Annotated in this window: 11 protein-coding genes; 4 read left to right on the top strand and 7 right to left on the bottom strand. The window is 66.3% G+C overall.

The window, feature by feature from the left end:
• Positions 1–19: 19 nt before the first annotated feature.
• Positions 20–5,365, bottom strand: coding sequence for a beta strand repeat-containing protein (locus tag BST42_RS16100; RefSeq protein ID WP_110918639.1), 5,346 nt, complete (start codon positions 5,363–5,365; stop codon positions 20–22).
• On the opposite strand from BST42_RS16100, the gene BST42_RS29090 reads away from it, so the two are divergent.
• Positions 5,355–5,600 (top strand): hypothetical protein, encoded by a 246-nt coding sequence (locus tag BST42_RS29090; RefSeq protein ID WP_110918638.1) that lies wholly within the window; start codon positions 5,355–5,357, stop codon positions 5,598–5,600. The two genes, BST42_RS16100 and BST42_RS29090, sit on opposite strands and share 11 nt — an antisense overlap.
• Positions 5,601–6,124: 524 nt before the next feature.
• On the opposite strand, the gene BST42_RS16095 is transcribed toward BST42_RS29090, so the two are convergent.
• Positions 6,125–8,395: a beta strand repeat-containing protein gene (locus tag BST42_RS16095; RefSeq protein WP_165760869.1), complete on the bottom strand. Its 2,271-nt coding sequence runs from the start codon at positions 8,393–8,395 to the stop codon at positions 6,125–6,127.
• Positions 8,396–8,402: 7 nt separating this feature from the next.
• Between BST42_RS16095 and BST42_RS29660 the strand changes: the two genes are divergently transcribed.
• Positions 8,403–8,939: a hypothetical protein gene (locus BST42_RS29660; RefSeq protein WP_165760868.1), complete on the top strand. Its 537-nt coding sequence runs from the start codon at positions 8,403–8,405 to the stop codon at positions 8,937–8,939.
• 260 nt (positions 8,940–9,199) lie between these two features.
• Here BST42_RS29660 and BST42_RS16090 read toward each other — a convergent pair whose 3' ends face one another.
• Positions 9,200–9,799, bottom strand: coding sequence for a riboflavin synthase (locus BST42_RS16090; RefSeq protein WP_083120325.1), 600 nt, complete (start codon positions 9,797–9,799; stop codon positions 9,200–9,202).
• Between the two features lie 130 nt (positions 9,800–9,929).
• Here BST42_RS16090 and BST42_RS16085 point away from each other — a divergent pair, with 130 nt between their 5' ends.
• Positions 9,930–10,628, top strand: coding sequence for an LppX_LprAFG lipoprotein (locus tag BST42_RS16085; protein WP_083120324.1), 699 nt, complete (start codon positions 9,930–9,932; stop codon positions 10,626–10,628).
• A gap of 11 nt (positions 10,629–10,639) precedes the next feature.
• Complete coding sequence (locus BST42_RS16080; protein ID WP_083120323.1) at positions 10,640–12,196, top strand: MFS transporter; 1,557 nt, start codon at positions 10,640–10,642, stop codon at positions 12,194–12,196.
• On the opposite strand, the gene lysA is transcribed toward BST42_RS16080, so the two are convergent.
• From lysA to BST42_RS16060, 4 genes are read right to left on the bottom strand one after another with little or no spacing between them, the layout of a single operon-like run.
• Entirely contained in the window at positions 12,197–13,450 is a 1,254-nt protein-coding gene (gene lysA / locus BST42_RS16075) for a diaminopimelate decarboxylase (RefSeq protein WP_083120512.1), read from the bottom strand.
• Complete coding sequence (locus tag BST42_RS16070) at positions 13,450–14,175, bottom strand: glucosamine-6-phosphate deaminase (RefSeq protein ID WP_083120322.1); 726 nt, start codon at positions 14,173–14,175, stop codon at positions 13,450–13,452. Before BST42_RS16070 ends, lysA begins: the two co-directional genes overlap by 1 nt.
• On the bottom strand, positions 14,172–15,608 hold the full coding sequence (locus tag BST42_RS16065) for a xylulokinase (RefSeq protein WP_083120321.1): 1,437 nt from the start codon (positions 15,606–15,608) through the stop codon (positions 14,172–14,174). Before BST42_RS16065 ends, BST42_RS16070 begins: the two co-directional genes overlap by 4 nt.
• Entirely contained in the window at positions 15,605–16,969 is a 1,365-nt protein-coding gene (locus tag BST42_RS16060; RefSeq protein ID WP_083120320.1) for an aspartate aminotransferase family protein, read from the bottom strand. Before BST42_RS16060 ends, BST42_RS16065 begins: the two co-directional genes overlap by 4 nt.
• Positions 16,970–17,016 lie beyond the last annotated feature (47 nt).

Genomic DNA, 17,016 nt, shown 5'->3' with positions numbered 1-17,016 from the left:
ACCCTGGTGGCGTTCGAGGTCAACTCGATCCGGTCAAGGGATCCACCACAAGCGCCACGCCTGCCGAGTTCTTGTTCCATCTCATCCCGCCATACGCCAACTGGCCGGTGACGACGCCATTGACCACGAAATAGTAGCCATCGTAGACCTTGATGGTGTGCGGCCATGGGCCCGACGACAGCTGCGTGATGTTACCTCCCGAGGACAAACTACCGACGGTGAAGTCACGCGTGCTACCGGTAGAGGTGGTGATGACGTAACCTGCATTACCAGTCGCGGGATTAGCCGTGTTGGGGATGCTATCGGTATCGGCATCGGTGGCCCTGACCCCGTAAACGGTGGCGATATCGTATCGCTCATAGGTGATGACTGGCGCACTGTTGATCGCCCAGATCGGCACTGTCACCTTCACGGTGCTGGTGCCGCCATTACCGTCGGTGACGATCACGTTGAACCAGTCCGCGACCGCGTCGCCGGACGCACCGTACTTGGCGGCGCCGTGGTAGTACGTCTTAACCTCAGCGCTGGTCTTGGTAATCGAATACGACAGCGTGCCATTCGCGTTGACGGTAACAGTGCCACCGTTGCGCGTGCTGATGGTGGCACCGGCCGTCAAGGCGACCGCCGTTCCGGTGCCGTCGTACTTGTTGTTGACCTTGAGCGCGTCACCGTCGGCGTCGGAGGCGGTGATCGTGATGCCGGTCAGGGTCTGCGTGTACGTACTCGTGTTATAGGAGCCTGGCGCAGACATTGTCGTCGACGCGGTGGTACCGGTGCCCGTCACACCGTTGACGACGAGAACGGGTGCGCTGTTCGCGTAGCTCGTCGGGGCGACGTTGATCGTGGCGACAGTGACGGTCTTGCCGCTGGCATCGGTGGCCCGGATGGTGAACGAGTCCGTGGTGACTGTCGACAGCGTATCGGTGCCGTTGTCGGTGCGCGTGTATGTGTAGGTGTAGACACCGCCGGTGTTGGTCAGGGTTGCGGTGCCCATGGACCCGTTGCCGGCGATGCTGTAGGTCAGTCCGAGGTCGGTAGTGTCGGTGGTGGCCGGGATGCTGATCGTGCCGGTCTGGATGCCCTTGGACGGCTTGGCCACGCCCGTCGTCGGTGATGGGGTGGTCAGGCCGGTCAGGCTGACAGTCTGGGTCGCGGAGCCGCCGTGGCCGTCGTCGACCTTTATCTGGAACGAATCAGAGGTGACACCTACCTTGGGGACGTAGGCGAAGGTGTTGGCGCCGGTCATGATGACGAGGCCGCCGTTGGTGGTGATGTACGAGACGGCGCTGCCGCTCGCGGGGCTGCCACCGACGAGGGTGTAGGTGAAGGTCTCGCCGCTGTCGCCGTCGATGCCCGTGACGCTGCCGCGCACCACACCCAGAGTGTCGGCGCCGCTGATCGAACTGCTTGTCGTCGGCACCACGTTCTGCTTCTCGGTCAAAATCGAGTACGTCAGGGTCGGTGTGCCCTTGAATCCATCGTTGGCCACCACGGTGAACGTATCCGTTATCGCACTCCCGCTGGCACCGATGACGGCGGCGTCATGGAAGTACGAGACAGGCTTGGTGATCGTGTACGTGTAGGTGCCGTTGGCGCTGATCGTGATCGTGCCGCCGTCGGCGGTGGCCTGGTTTGTCACCGGTGAGAAGGTCACCGTGTCGCCATTGGCGTCGGTTGCCGTGAGGGTGCCCGACGTGGTCTGAGTTCGGTTGCTTCCCGAGGACGTCAGCGCCGACGATGTCACCGTCGCTGTGCCGGCGACCGGCACGGCGTTGTCGATTGTCGGTGTCACGGTGATCGTCGCGATCGTGACCGTCTTGCCACCCAGGGTCGCCGTGACGGTGAACGTGTCGGCTAGCGCCTGGCTGTGCCCCAGAGCGGAGTTGCGTGTGTAGGTGAAGGTGCCGTCAGAGTTCACCACCACGCTGCCCTTGGAGGTGGTGCCGCCGCCGCCGTACGTCAGCCCGAGGCCGGCGTCATTGGTCGGGGCACTCGACGGAACGTTCAGCCTGCCGGTCACGACACCGAGGACCGATGTATCGATGTTCGTCGTCGGTGACGGGGTGCTCAGACCGGCGAGGCTGATGGTCTGCGTCGCGGTGCCGCCATGGCCGTCGTTGACCTGGACCTGGAACGTATCCGAGGTCACCCCGACCTTCGGGACGTAGGTGAACGAGTTACCGCTCATGGTGACGATGCCGCCGTTGGCCGAATACACCGAACCACCGGTGGCACCGACCAGGCTGTAGGTCAGGCTGTCATTGTCACCGTCATCGCCGGAAACGGTGCCGCGCACCACACCCAGCGTCGATGTGGTCTTGCCACCCACCGTCGTGCTCAACGTCGGCGCCGCGTTGAGCTTTGCGATCGGGACCCCATAGGTCACTGCGGTGGTGCCGCCGAAGCCGTCGCTGACATTGATCGTGAATGTGTCACCAGGATCGCCGTCGGCCGCATGGGTGTGCCAGTAACTTTGGTGGATTCCGGCTAGCGCACTCTTGCTGTTGTCGTAGGTGAACGTGCCGTCCGCGTTGACCGTGATCGAACCGCCCTGGGTGGTCCCGTAGGTACCAGCTGTGAACGTCACCGCATCGCCATCAGCATCCGTCGCATGGAGCGTGCCGGTGGTGTGCTGTTCGTCGGAAGGACCGCCCCATACGTTGTAGGTCGGCGCACCAACGGGAGAGTCTGTCGTCACACCGTTACCCACCGGCGCTACATTGGACACTGTCGGTGTAACCGCGATCGTCGCGATCGTCACCGTCTTGCCGGTACCGATCTCCGTCGCGACGATGGTGAACGAATCTTTCGGCGTGGTCGTGTGACCCAGACCCGCCGTCCGGGTGTAGCTGTAGGTGCCGTCGGCATTGACCGTCACGGCGCCCTTCGACGGTCCGGTGCCCAAACTGTATGTGTACAAGCCACTTTCGCTGGCCGGGACACCAAGCTGTCCGGTGACCTTGCCCGGGGTGCCGGTATTCACATTCGTCGTCGGCGACGGAGTCGTGAGTCCAGTGAGATTGACGGTCGCCTGCGTGGTGCCCCCATGGCCGTCGTTCACCAGCACCTGGAAGGAATCCGACGTCACGCCGACCTTCGGGGTGTAGGTGAACGTACCGTTCGAATTGATCTTGACGATGCCGCCGTTGGCCGAGTAGACGGACCCACCCGTCGCACCGATCATGCTGTACGTGAGGCCATCGCCGTCGCCATCGGAACCCGCGATGTTGCCGCGGACCACACCCATGCCCGAGGTGGTCTTGTTGTTGATCGTTCCGCTGTCCACCGTGGGCGGCGCGTTGAGCTTCGCGATCGGGACCGAGTACGTCACCGCCGTGGTGGCGCCGTAGCTGTCTGTGACATTGATGGTGAACGTGTCGCCAGGATCCCCATCGACGGCATGGGTATGCCAGTAACTGTTGTGAATACCGAGGGGGGCGAACACGTTCTTGTCGTAGGTGAACGTGCCGTTGGCGGTGACGGCGACCGACCCGCCCTGGGCAGTGGTGTACGTGCCGGCGGCGAACGTCACCGGATCGCCATCGGCGTCCGTCGCGTGCAGCGTGCCTGTCGTGTGCTGCTCGTCCCGAGGACCACCCAGCGCGTTATACGTCGGCGCGCCGACGGGAGAGTCCGTGGTCAGACCCGTGCCTACCGGTGCGCTGTTACCCAGGGTCGCGTTGACGTTGACCATAGCGACGGTCACCGTCTTCCCGCTGCTGTCGGTACCCAGGATCGTGAACGAGTCGGTCGTCGGCTGCGATCCGGCCGTCGACGACCGGGTGTAGACGAACGTGCCGTCGGCATTCACCGTCACCGCGCCCCTGGCAGGGTCGGGGCCGGTGCCCAGGCTGTAGTTCATCAGCCCGACATCGGCGCCGCCCGTGGGAATGGCCAGGCTGCCGGTCACGGTGCCGGTCCGGGTGTTGAAGGTCGTCACCGGCGATGCGGAGCTCACCGGCACCGTCACGCTCGTCGTGTAGGTGTGGCCGAAGCTGTCGGTGCTCGTCAGCTGGAAGGAATCCGTCGTCGCGCTCGATGCCCGGTTCGGGGTGTAGACGTACGCACCGGTCGCCGAGTTGAGTTTGACGATGCCGCCGTTGGCGGTGTACGCCGATCCCCCGCTGGCGCCGTTGAGCGAGTAGGTGGTCGGGTTGTCCGGGTTGGTCGGTGATGAGACCACGCCGCGGACGACGCCGAGCCCCGAGGTGCTGTTGACCGTATTGGTCATCGTCCCGATGGCCTGGTTGTAGTAGACGGTCACGGTGACCGTCTTCTGGGTCTCGTTGCCGTTCGGCATGTACGGCTTCGAGACGCTGATCTGACCGTCGCCCTGCGCGAGGACGGTCAGAGTGAACGTCAGAGTCTTGGGGGTCGAGGGGCCCAGCGGATTCCAGTCCCACACCGTCCAGTTCATCCGGCCATTGGTGCCGTCGACAACGGTGACGGTGAAGCGGCTGTCGTTGGGTTCGGTGAAGCCGTACGAGGTGATCGGGTCGCCGTCGGCGTCGTAGAACTGGACATAACCCGAGACCGTGGTTCCGCTGGCACCGGGGAGATGCTGGCTGGTCTGCTGCATGTCCGTCACCACGGGCTGGTGGTCGGTCGCCACGTCGGCGAAGCGACGGAAGATCGCGACGACGACGACGTACATGGCCAGCGACACCGGGTTGGGGGCTTTCCCGAGGTCGATTGTCATGTCCAACACGGTTTTTGGCGCAAGGAACGCCGCCCTCGCCGCCCCGACGACCCCATCCATGTCGTTCGCGGTGAGCCCGTTGATGACCGGGTTCGCAGCGATATCCTGCAACGCACCGGCCAGGCTCACCGCTTCTTCTATCCAGTGCTGGATGTCGACCGTTTGCGAGGTGTTGAACAGAACGATGGCGCCCGCGAGGACCGCAGCCGTCACCGATGCTTGCGTAATGGTGGACGGTGCGCCGTCGACCATCTTGAACGGCGGCACGAATTGGTCCATCAGAGTGGCCAGGCCGTTGAGCCCGTAGGACAGCCGGTCGACCACGATCGACGGCTTGAAGAACTGGTTCAAGAACGTGACGGGGAACTTCAGCCAGCCGTTGTTGGACGTGAGCGGAGCCGCCATCAGCGCGTCGAGTTGCGCCGCCCAGGCATCGAGCGTGGTCTGGATGTCATACTGCGCCGGCGTGGTGATCGGGCCCGCGCCGTCCTGGACGGCGGTCAGGTCGCCGTTCATGGAGTAGGCGGCGGCCGACGGTGCGATGGCGGACCTCGCGGTGGTCGACTTGCGCACGAGGCCCGGCGTCGGCGTCCCGGGGGCGGCGGCCGGGGTGTCTTGCGCCGGCGCGGCGGTCGCGGTGTCGACGGTGGCGGCGGTGGGCGTCACCGGCGTGGCGACGGTGTCGGTGACAGTCGTTGTCGTGGTTGACGATTCGGGCTCAGTGATCGTGGTGGTGGTCGCCACGACGGTGCTGTCCGCGGACGCGGTGCGACCCATGGTCGACGACCGGACGGCTACCGACGAGCCACTGTTGGAGTCCGACGACGTCGGCTGCTTGGCCGTCGAACGGGTGCGCGCGGGGCCGGCGTTCTTGGGTCCACGGGTCGAGTTCGACGAGTGACCGGAGTTGCTGCCGGAGTTGCTCGCCGATGAGGATCCGGAATTTGAGCTGCCGTCGGTCGACGCCGCGGCCAGACCGTTTCCGACGCTCACAGCCAGACCCAGGCCTACCGCGGCGGCCAGAATTCCATTGCGAGCCGCACGCTTGCCGCTGCCGACGGCACGCTTGCGATGGCGCCCTGCCAGCTTCCGGTGGCGAGCCGCGTGCTTCTTGGAACTCAAAAAATCTCCCGACGCGTGTCCTACGTGACGACGCTCGCACATTGCTGCGTGGACAACGTACGCCACTTTGACTGGCCCGCAACGTAACATTGCTTACAGGCTTCTGCCAAAGGTTGTCTCAGTCAAATTTGGTCAGAACCCGCTCACCTGCGATTTTAGGCTGGATATTCTCAGGTTGTGTTCGCGTGTCGCGCTGAGCGTTCGCCCAGCAAAGGAAATTCAGCAAATTTGCACACACGCAAGTGCTGATTTGGTAATGGGGCTACGCGGTCTGCTGGCCACCGCGGGTCGGCGACGAAGCGCTCAGGCGACCGTGTAGGTCCTCGAGTTACTCGACAGCACGCCTGTCACGACGCCACCGGCCACCACGTAGTAGCCGTCATAGACCGTGATCGTGACGACCGTGCCGCTATTGGCGCCGCTGGTGTCCAGGGTCAGCCAGAACGAATCGTAGGTCGCGGTGCCCTGCGTGGAGGTGACGACGTACGTCAGGCTGTCGCTGTCGCTGTCGCTCGCATTAGCCACCCCGGTCCAGTAATTGCCCCACCGGGTGCCGCCCGAGGTGGTACCCGGCGCGGCGTTGACCGCGTAGATCGGCACGGTCGCCGTATAGGTCGTCGAGCCACCGAAGGGATCGCTGACCGTCGCGGTGAAGGTGTCATTGACCGCGTTGCCCGTGGACCCGACCTTGGCTGCATCGTGGTAGTACGAATACCCCTTGTCGATGCTGTAACTGAACGTTCCGTTGGCGCTGATGACCACCGTGCCGCCATTGGCGGTCGTATACGTGCCCGCGGTGTAGGTGAGAGGGTCGCCCTCGGCGTCGCTGGCATGCAGTGTGCCAGTGGTGGTTTGCTTCAGTGTGCCGATACCGAGGATGCGGTTGTCCTGCAGGTTAGAGGTCCCGACCGTGGTCGCACCGGGCGTCGGGGCCGTGTTGGTCACCGTCGGCTTGACAGCCATACTCAGGGTGACGGTACGGCCGCTGGCGTCGGTGGCGATCACGGTGACCACATCGCTGTTCGCCGTCGTACGGCCCGCGCCAGAGGTGTAGGTGAAGGCGCCGGTGGTGGGATTGAAGGACGTCACCGTGCCCTTCGCCGGGCTGGCACCAAGGGCGTAGCTGGTGAAGATGCCGGCATCACCACTCGGGACGGGCACCGAACCCGTCACGACGTACGGCGTCGAGGTGTTGAGGTTGCCCGGGGTGATCGTCGTGGTGTTGGCCACCGTGACCGTAGAGACGGTGGTGCCACCGTGGCCATCGGTCATCTGCACCTGGAAGCTTTGCGTCGCACCGGCATTCGCCGAAGAAACGTAAGTGAAGGCGCCGGTGGTGGAGTTCAGCGTGACGATGCCGCCGTTCCCTGAGCCGTTCTTGGTGTAGCCGGAATTGTTGCTCAGCCCGTTGACCGACGAGCCGACCAGGGAGTACGTCAAGGTGTCGCCGTCAGAGTCACTACCGCCGACGCTGCCACGCACCACGCCGAGGCCGTCGGCGGCACCCGTCGTCGGAGACGATGTCGGCGGGCTGTTCGATCCGTCGATGATCTGGATCTTGAAGCTCAGCGTGTACTTGACGCCGTCCGCGGACGTCACGGGGATGTCCACGGTGTCGTATCTGTCGGCCAAGTTGTCCGACGTTGCCCGGTGGAAGAACGCCTTACCGGGAAGCGTGTTCGTGTAGGTGAATCCACCGTCGCTGGTGTTGATGGTGACCAGCCCGCCACCTGCCGAGGTGAACGTGCCAAGGAGCGATGTACCGAAGTCCACCGATCTGCCGTCGGGATCCACCGCATGGAACGTGCCGGCCGCGTATTCGGAGCGCGAGCTGTCGCCGCCCAAACTCAGTGTGTAGAGCCAACTGTCGTACGTCGTGCTCGTCGTGAACGGTGTCAGAGCCGCTATTTCCTGGAACCGCTTGTACATGGCGACCAACGCCACGTAGGCGACGACGGTGAACGGATTGACTTGGGCCGCAGTCCACGTCGGCAGCGTGATGTTCCAGGCCCGGGTTGGGTCGTAGTACGCGCCGCCGTCGCTGAGGCCGAACGTCGCGATGGCCGCGGCCTGCGCCGCAGCGATTTTCGTTTGGAGACTGGTCGAGTTCGTGAGGTCAGCCCTGGTGACGGTGGCGCCGGTGGTCGACTTGATGACATCGATTTCCCACTGTGCCGGGTCGTAGACACCGTTGAGCATGTCCGTCAAGACCGTTGCTGTGCCGACCACGGCGGCACCCATGATCTTGTACTGCGTGATGATGCCGAAGGTGCCTGCACCTGGGCTGATGTTGAACGGCGGCACGATCCGGTTCAGGAAGTCGCCCCAGGCGTTCAGGGTGTCGCTGAAGGTGTAACTCGGGATGGCCGACCTCACGAAAAGTCCCAAGATGCTGCCCAGATCGGGAACCCACCGCGCCGGACTGCCTGGGACCGCGGTGGCGACCAAGGCGTCGAGCTGATTGTCGATGGCGTCGAGGGTCTGGTCGGTCAGATAGTTGGTCACCGTCACGAAGTTGTGCGGCAACCCGGGCCAGCCGGCGAGCCGGTTGACTGCCCTGCTCAGAACGGCCATGAAAGACGTGACGGCGTCTGACGGTGATGCGGCGGCGACTGCCGGTTTGACGGCTGCCGTTGTGGACTTCTCCAGTCGCGCTGGGACGGCAGCGGTTTCGACGGCCGCAGGGGTTTTCACCACGCCCGCTGTCGGGGTGGTCGAAGTGGACGAACTGTCGGTGGTTGTTTGGTCGCCGGTCGCAGGGGTGCTCGTTGCAACTGTCGTCGTCGCTGTGGTGGTCGCGCCGCTTGCGGCAGACGACGGCTTGGGAACCGCTGACGGTTGTTTGACCGACGGACGCTTCCGCGCCGACCCGGCAGTAGTGGTTGTGCGCGTCGATTTCGAGGAAGTTCCGGCGTCACTCGCTGAACTGGCCTTGGATCCGGAGTCCGGCGAACCGCCAGCAGGGGCAGCCGACGCCACTCCCTGCCCCGTCGCGACCGCCAGCCCGACGCCTACCGCTGCTGCGAGGATTCCGTTGCGAGCCGCGCGCTGCCGATTGCGAGCCACCTGTTTCCGGTGGCGGGCCGCCCGCTTCCGGTGGCGACCGACGCGCTTATGAGAACTCACCGATCCTCCGACTGATCGTGGCGTGCCGACACTTGCGTGAGGCGGCTCACACACTTTGCTTGGGAGAGACGCAGCGATATTCGCTGTCCGCAACCTAACATCGCCCGGCATTTTCGCCAAGGACAATTTCAGCGCCGCAATCAGATGGGTTCTGATCAGCGAATTCGATAGATCAGAGGCGGTTTTTCCTCAGTTGTGTCTAATTACGCAGCAAAGCTCCGTACTGATCAATTGATTAGTCGCGCCACGGCGTCAGCGCTCGCGGTCGGTGAGCAAACGTTCCACGTATTTTGCGATGACATCGACTTCCAGATTCACCGGCGTGTCGACCGCTGCCCGACCCAGCGTGGTGAGCGCCAGCGTCGTGGGAATCAGCGACACCTCGAACCAGTCGTCACCCAAGCCGGACACCGTCAGGGAGATGCCGTCGACGGTGATCGAGCCCTTCTCCACCACGTACCGCGACAGCTCCGGCGGCAACGCGATCCGCACGATCTCCCAATGCTCGGACGGTGATCGGGAGATGACGCGGCCGGTCCCGTCGACGTGGCCCTGAACGATGTGGCCGCCGAGCCGGCTGTTGACCGCCGCAGCGCGTTCCAGGTTCACCGCACTTCCGACGTCGACCGCGGCCAGGCTGGACCGGTTGAGCGTCTCGGCCATCACGTCGGCACTGAACTGCCCGCCGGGCAGCACCTCGACAACTGTCAGACAGACACCGTTGACGGCGATCGAGTCGCCATGGCGGGCATCGGCGGTGACGACCGGGCCGCGGATCACGAACCGAGCCGAGTCGGCCAGCTCATCCTTGCCGACGATCTCACCCAGTTCTTCGACGATTCCGGTGAACACGCGCCCAATCTAGCCCGGCTGTGACGACACTCGCTTAGGTGCACTAAATCTGCAGTTCAGAGCGCATAACACGGACTCGGTCCAACCTGGCGGCGCAGGTCCGGTCACCCCGACCCTCTACGATGCACCTATGCCGACGCGCCGCCGAATGTTCGCCGTCCTCACCGCCCTTCTCGCAACAGCAACCCTGTTCGTCGCGGGCTGCTCCTCCTCCTCGAAGCCCTCCGAGCCACTACCGGAGGCCGCCGGACTGCTGCAACAGTCCATTCAGGTCACCAAGGCCCTCAAGAGCGCCCATCTCGAGATCACGGTCGGCGGCAAGATCGAGGGTCTGCCCGTCAAGAAGCTGTCCGGTGACCTGACCAACGTGCCCGCCACCGCGGTGTCCGGGAACTCGACCATCTCGATGGGCGGCTCGGACGTCGACATTCAGCTGGTCGTGCTCGACGGCACCCTCTACGCCGCACTGACCCCCAACAACTGGCTCGACATGGGCCCGGCCAAGGACATCTACGACCCCTCGGTTGTCCTCAACCCGGACAACGGGCTGGCCAACTGGCTCGCCAGCATCAGTGATGCCAAGTCGGAGGCCAGCGAGACCATCAACGGTGTGGACACCATCCGCATCACCGGCAAGGTCAGCGCCGACGCGATGAACAAGCTGATCCCGCTGAAGGCGTCGAGCCCGCTGCCGGCCACCGTGTGGATCCAGAAGGCCGACCCGCATCAGCTGGTCCAGGCCAAGGCCGACACGGGTAACGGGAGCAGCATCCAGATCACCCTGTCGGAATGGGACAAGCCGGTCACCGTCACCAAGCCCGCCGTCTGACGGGCCCGGTGATGGCTGAGTCTCTGGACACCGCCGCCCACCGGGCGGGGACCTCCGGCCGCAGCCGCCGGATCGTGATCAGCGCGGGCAGCCTCGCCGTTCTGCTCGGGGCGCTCGACACCTACGTCGTGGTCACGATCATGGTCGACATCATGTCGACGGTCGGCATCCCGGTGAACAAGCTGCAGCAGGTCACGCCGATCATCACCTGGTACATGCTGGGCTACATCGCGGCCATGCCGCTGCTCGGCCGGCTGTCCGACCGGTTCGGACGCAAGCTGATGCTGCAGCTGTCCCTGGTCACGTTCGCGGTCGGCTCGGTGGTCACCGCGCTGTCCACCGACCTGACGATGCTGGTGATCGGTCGGCTCGTCCAGGGCATCGCCGCAGGCGCCTTGCTGCCCGTGACGCTCGCGCTGGCGGCCGACCTGTGGGCTGCCCGCAGCCGGGCGGCGGTGCTGGGCGGTATCGGCGCCGCTCAGGAACTGGGCAGCGTGCTCGGCCCGTTGTACGGCATCGGTGTGGTGCTGCTGCTGGGCAAATGGCAGGACGTGTTCTGGATCAACGTGCCGCTGACGCTGATCGCGATGCTGGCGATCCACTTCAGCCTGCCCTCCCACGACCGCAGCGAGAACCCCGAGAAGGTCGACCTGGTCGGCGGCATCCTGCTCGCGATCGCGTTGGGCCTGGCCGTGATCGGGTTGTACAACCCCAATCCCGACGGCAAGACGCTGCTACCGCCGCACGGCATGGTCCTGGTCATCGGCGCGGTCGTCGCCGCCATCGCATTCTTCGTCTGGGAGCGGTTCGCCCGCACCCGGTTGATCGAACCTGCCGGGGTCCGGTTCGTGCCGTTCCTGGCCTCGCTGGGCACCTCGCTGTGCGCGGGTGCGGCGCTGATGGTCACGCTGGTCAACGTCGAACTGTTCGGCCAGGGCGTGCTGGGCAAGGACCAGACGCAGGCCGCGTTCCTGCTGCTGCACTTCCTGATCGCGCTGCCGGTCGGAGCGCTCATCGGCGGCTGGGTCGCCACCCGGATCGGCGACCGGATCGTCGCCGTGGTCGGCATGCTGATCGCCTCGGGCGCATACCTGCTGGTGTCGCACTGGGGTACGAACGTGGCCGGCGCCCGCCATGATCTCGGGTTCGTGTCGCTGCCGGTGATCGACACCGACCTGGCGCTGGCCGGCTTCGGGCTGGGTCTGGTGATCGGCCCGCTGACCTCGGCCGCGCTGCGGGTGGTGCCGGCGGCTCAGCACGGCATCGCCTGCTCGCTCGTCGTGGTGGCCCGGATGACCGGCATGCTGATCGGCGTCGCGGCACTCAGTGCGTGGGGCCTGTACCGGTTCAACCAGATCCTGGCCACCCTGCCGAGCCCGGGCGGCAACAGCCTGGCCGCCAAGATCGCGGGCGAGGCTGAGCGCTACCGCACCGCCTTCGCCATGCAGTACGGCTCGATTTTCTTCGTCACCGTGATCGTGTGCCTGGTCGGTGCTGTGCTGGCACTGTTCGTCGGCGGTAGGCAGGCACACGCAGACGAGGCGGTCGAGGAGACGGTGGCCGCGTAGCTAGACGTCGCGGGCCAGCAGGTCGGCCCAGGTGTCGCGGCGCACCACGAGCCGGGCGTCCGCGTTGGCGGCGAACACCACCGGGATGCGGCGCGCGCCGTTGTACTGGTTGGACATCGTGTAGCAGTAGGCCCCGGTGACCGGAACGGCCAGCAGATCGCCGACCACCGGATTGTCAAGGGGGACACCGTCGATCAGCTGGTCGCCGGACTCGCAGTGCCTGCCGACGACGGTGACGTCCGTTCCCCCGCCGACCCGGTCCACGATGGTCGCCTCGAACCGTTGTCCGTACAGCGACACCTCCAGGTTGTCCCCCATCCCGCCGTCGACCGCGACGTGGGTCACCACCCCGTGTTTGACGGTGGTCACCCGGTAGACCGTGCAGGCCGCGGCCGCGGTCATCGACCGGCCCGGCTCGACGATGATGCGGGCGTCGGCGGGAACCAGGCCGCGGGCCTTCTCGATCATGGCCTGCGCGTAGGCGTCCACGGTCGGCGGGTGATCGTCGTAGGTGTAGCGCACCCCCAGCCCGCCACCGAAGTCGTAGACATCGAAGCTGCCGAGCTCGGCGACCGGAGCCACGGCGGCGGCGAGCTGTTCGGCGTCGAGCAGCTGCGAGCCGACGTGGGTGTGCACCCCGTCGCAGCGCAATACCCGGCTGCGGCGGATCCTCTCGATCGCCACCCGGGCATCCGCGGGCAGCAGACCGAATTTCGAGCCGGCGTGCCCGGTCGCCACCGCGGCGTGGGTGTCGGCCTCGATACCCGGCACGACCCGCACCAGACAGGCTTGCCTCCGGCCCGGCTCGACGATGCGCTCCAGCCGGTCGATGTCGTCGAAGTTGTCGACGACGATCAGGCCGACGCCGTTGCTGACGGCCATTCCGATTTCCTCGTCGGTCTTGGCGTTGCCGTGCAACAGCATTCGCGCCGGGTCGGCCCCTGCGGCCATTGCGGTGACGATCTCTCCCCCGCCGGCCACGTCGAGCAGCAGCCCCTCCTCGCTGGCCAGACGCTGAATTGCGGTGCAGGGGAACGCTTTCGACGCGAACGCCACGTCCGCCGAGGCCCACCTGCTACGGAACGCCTCGAGGTAGTCCCTGGCCCGCTGCCGCACGGCGTCCTCGGCGACCACCATGACCGGGGTGCCGAATTCGGCCGCCAGCGCATCGACCCGGCAGCCCCCGACGGTCAGCACGCCGTCAGCCACGCGGGAGCCGGGCGGGAACAAACCGAGCACATCGAAATCGTTCATCACGCCATCCTGCTCCACGCCGCGCGGTCTGCGATCACCGTGACATCGCCGTGCCGCTGCAACACCGACGCCGGGACGGCCGCGTCGACGGGTCCGCAGAGTGCGGCCGCCAGTGCGTCGGCCTTGGTCGGGCCGGCCGCCAGCAGCAGGATGGAGCGGGCCCGACCGATCGTCGCCAGCCCCTGGGTGATCGCCCGCCGCGGCACGTCCTCGACCCGGCCGCCGAAGAACCGGGCGTTGTCGTGCCGGGTCTGTTCGGACAGCTCCACCACCCGCGTGGTCGAATCGAGCGCCGAGCCGGGCTCGTTGAACGCCAGGTGCCCGTTGGAGCCGATCCCGGCGATCTGGACATCGACACCGCCCGCGTCGGCGATCCGCTGCTCGAACGCCACCGCCGCGGCCGCTGGATCAGCGCTGTCTCCCTGCGGCACATGAACATTGGCGACAGGAATGCCGAGTGGGTCGGCGACACGCGAACGCACGTACGCCGTGTAGCTGCGGGGGTCAGCGTCGTCGAGACCGACGTACTCGTCGAGTGCGAGCACCGTGGCAGCGGAGAGGTCGACCTCGCCGCGACGGCTGCGCGATGCCAACTCGGCGTAGACCCGCATCGGGGTGCCGCCGGTGGCCACCCCGAGCGTGGGTGCGCCGGACGGCAGCCCCGCCAGCAGGGCGGTGGCTGCGGTGGTGGCGAAGATGTCGTCGTCGACGACGGTCACTTTCATCGGTTCACCGTCGCGCCCGCCCGCAGCCGGGCGTCGTCGTGGCGGGCCAGGCAGTCGGTCCACCAGCCGTGCCGCTCGGGTCGGGGCACGACAATCCGCGGGGCATCGTCCCGGACGATCGGACTCCCGGTCGCACCGGCGGCGAACAGAGCCGCACCGATCGCAGAGTGATCGGTCACCGCCGGGTCCACCCACACCTCTCGTCCCGTCGCATCCGCGATGTCCTGCCACATCAGCGGGCTCACTGCGCTACCGCCGCCGAGGCGAACCGGACCCGACTCACCCGTCGCCGCGGCCAGCACGTCGATGCACCGGCGCAGTTCGACCACGATCCCGGTCAGCAGTGCCCGGCCGATGTGCCCGATGCCCATCCCCAGCCGGAGCCCCTGCAGGATGCCGGTCAGGTTGGGATCCCATAAGGCGCCCTGCTCCCCTGGCGACAGGTACGGCAGGAACAACGGCGCATCGGCGAGCGCCACGGCGGCCGCCGCCTCGAGGAGATCGGCCGGTCCGGCCAACCCGAAGAGAGCGGCGACGGCGTCGAACGCCGAACCCATTGCCAGCAGGTCCATTTCGAGTCCCCAGCCGGGCCCGGCGAGCGGGGTGACCAGGTAGCGCATGTCGGGATCGCGGGTCGGCCGATCGGAGACACCCAGCACGACGGCGCTGGTACCGGCGATCACCCCCACTTCCCCGTGCGCCCGCGCCCCCACTCCCAGCACACCGAGCACCGAGTCCGCCGCACCCAGCACCACAGGCAGCTCGCCCGGCACTCCCCAGCGCTGCCGCCATCGTTGCGTCAGCGGCAATGCCGTTGCCGCACAGGCCACCTCGGGCAAGCCCGGCAGACCCGACGCGGCGACCAACTCTGCACTCCAACAGCCTCGTTCGAGATCGAAGACCGCGCTGCCTGCCGCGGTGCTGGGGTCGGTGAGCAACGCCCCGGTCAGCTGGTGGAACAACACGTCCTTCGCACCCGCCACGATTGTCCCTACGCGGCCGAGCCCCTGCAGCCGGGCGTGCATCGGCGCCAGGTACCGCCCGTCGACCCGTTGTCCGGTGATGCGATAGAGCACCGCGTCTCCGACCGTGGCACGCAACCGGTCGGCCTGCCGCTCGGCCCGGCCGTCCTCCCAGGTGATTGCCGGCCCCACCGATTGGAGCGACGCGTCCAGCTCGACCAGCGTAGGCAGCATCGCGCTCAGCCCGATCGCACGCCATCGCCGCGGCTCCACCACACCGGCCACGGTGTCGCCGGCCGCTCCCAGCGCCTCCCACCAATGGTGCGGATCTTGCTCGGCCGCTTCATGTTCCGGCCGTCGGGTCGGATACTCCGACCGCGCCGATGCGACGACCGCCCCGTCGTGATCGACCGCGACGACCTTGACCGCCGAGGTACCGAGGTCGATGCCGATGACTACCGGTGCGGTCACGACCGGGACGCGGGCGTTCGGGTGCGGGCCACGACGGTCAGCGCGTCGGCGGCGGCCTGGAGCGTCTCGTCGATGTCGCGGTCGTCGTGGACCAGCGACACGAACAGATTCTCGAACTGCAGCGGATGGAACAGCACCCCGCGAATCACCATCTCCTCGTACCACCGGGTGAACAGAGCTTCGTCGGCCCGCGTCACCGCGTCGCGCCAATTGTGGATCGGACCGTCGGCGAACCACAACTGGAACACGGTGCCCAGTCCTTCACAGTAGGCGTCCAGGCCGCGCTCGGCGGCCAGCTCGCCAAGACCCGCGGCCAGGCGGTGCCCGAGCGCCCGCTGTCGCTCATACAGCCCCGGTTCGGCGAGCAGGTCCATCGTCGCCGCCACCGCGGCGCATTGCACGACGTTGGCGTTGTAGGTACCCGAGTGGGAGTAGATCCCTTCGGCCACCAGGCGCATGGCCTCCGTCGAGCCGCCGACTGCGGCGACCGGGAAACCGCCGCCGAGACCCTTGGCCAGGGTGGTGAGATCCGGTGTGACACCGAACCATTCCTGGGCCCCGCCGCGGGCGAACCGGAAGCCGGTGATCACCTCGTCGAAGATCAACAGCGCGCCGTGCTTGCGGGTTTCGCTGCGTAGCAGTTCCAGGTAACCCGGTTCGGGCAGGATGCACCCGGTGTTGAAGACCGCGGGTTCGGTGAGCACCGCGGCGATCTCGTCGCCGCGCCGGTTCATCAGCTCCACGAAGCTGTCGGCGTCGTTCCACGTCAGCACCACGAGGGTGTCTTCCAGTTCGGCCGGGACCCCGGGTCCCATTGCAACCGGTCGTGGATGGTCGGCCGGTCCGGCCAGCACCGGGTCGACGTGGTTGGACCAGTACACGGTGTCCTGCCAGCCGTGATAGTGCCCCTCGAATCGGACCACGATTCGCCGCCCGGTGGTCGCCCTGGCCAGCCGCACGGCCGTGCCGACCGCCTCGGATCCCGAATTGGTGAATCGGACCTGTTCGATACCCGGAACGGCGGCCACCACCTTTTCGGCGGCTTCGATCTCCAGCTCATACGGCAGCCCGAAACACGTACCGAGATCGCGGACCGCGTCGGTGACAGCGCTGGTCACCACCGGATGGCGATGCCCGAGGATCATCGGACCCAGCCCCAGCAGATAGTCGATGTAGGTGTTGCCGTCCACATCGGTCAGGCGCGATCCCTTACCGTGCGCCATCACGATCGGATAGGGCTTCCACCCGTTGCGGGGCAGCCGGGCCGTCGAGCCCGCACCGCCGGGGATCGTTCGCTTGGCCCGTTCGTACAGCGCCTTGGTGACAGGGGTCCGGGCTGCGTAAGCATCGGTGAAGTGCATCAGAAAATCTCTTTCATCATTGAATGTCGTGGTACGTACAGTGGCCG

It is taken from the genome of Mycolicibacterium rhodesiae, assembly GCF_002086695.1.
GTDB lineage: Bacteria > Actinomycetota > Actinomycetes > Mycobacteriales > Mycobacteriaceae > Mycobacterium > Mycobacterium rhodesiae.
This window is presented reverse-complemented; position numbering and strand designations above follow the sequence as displayed.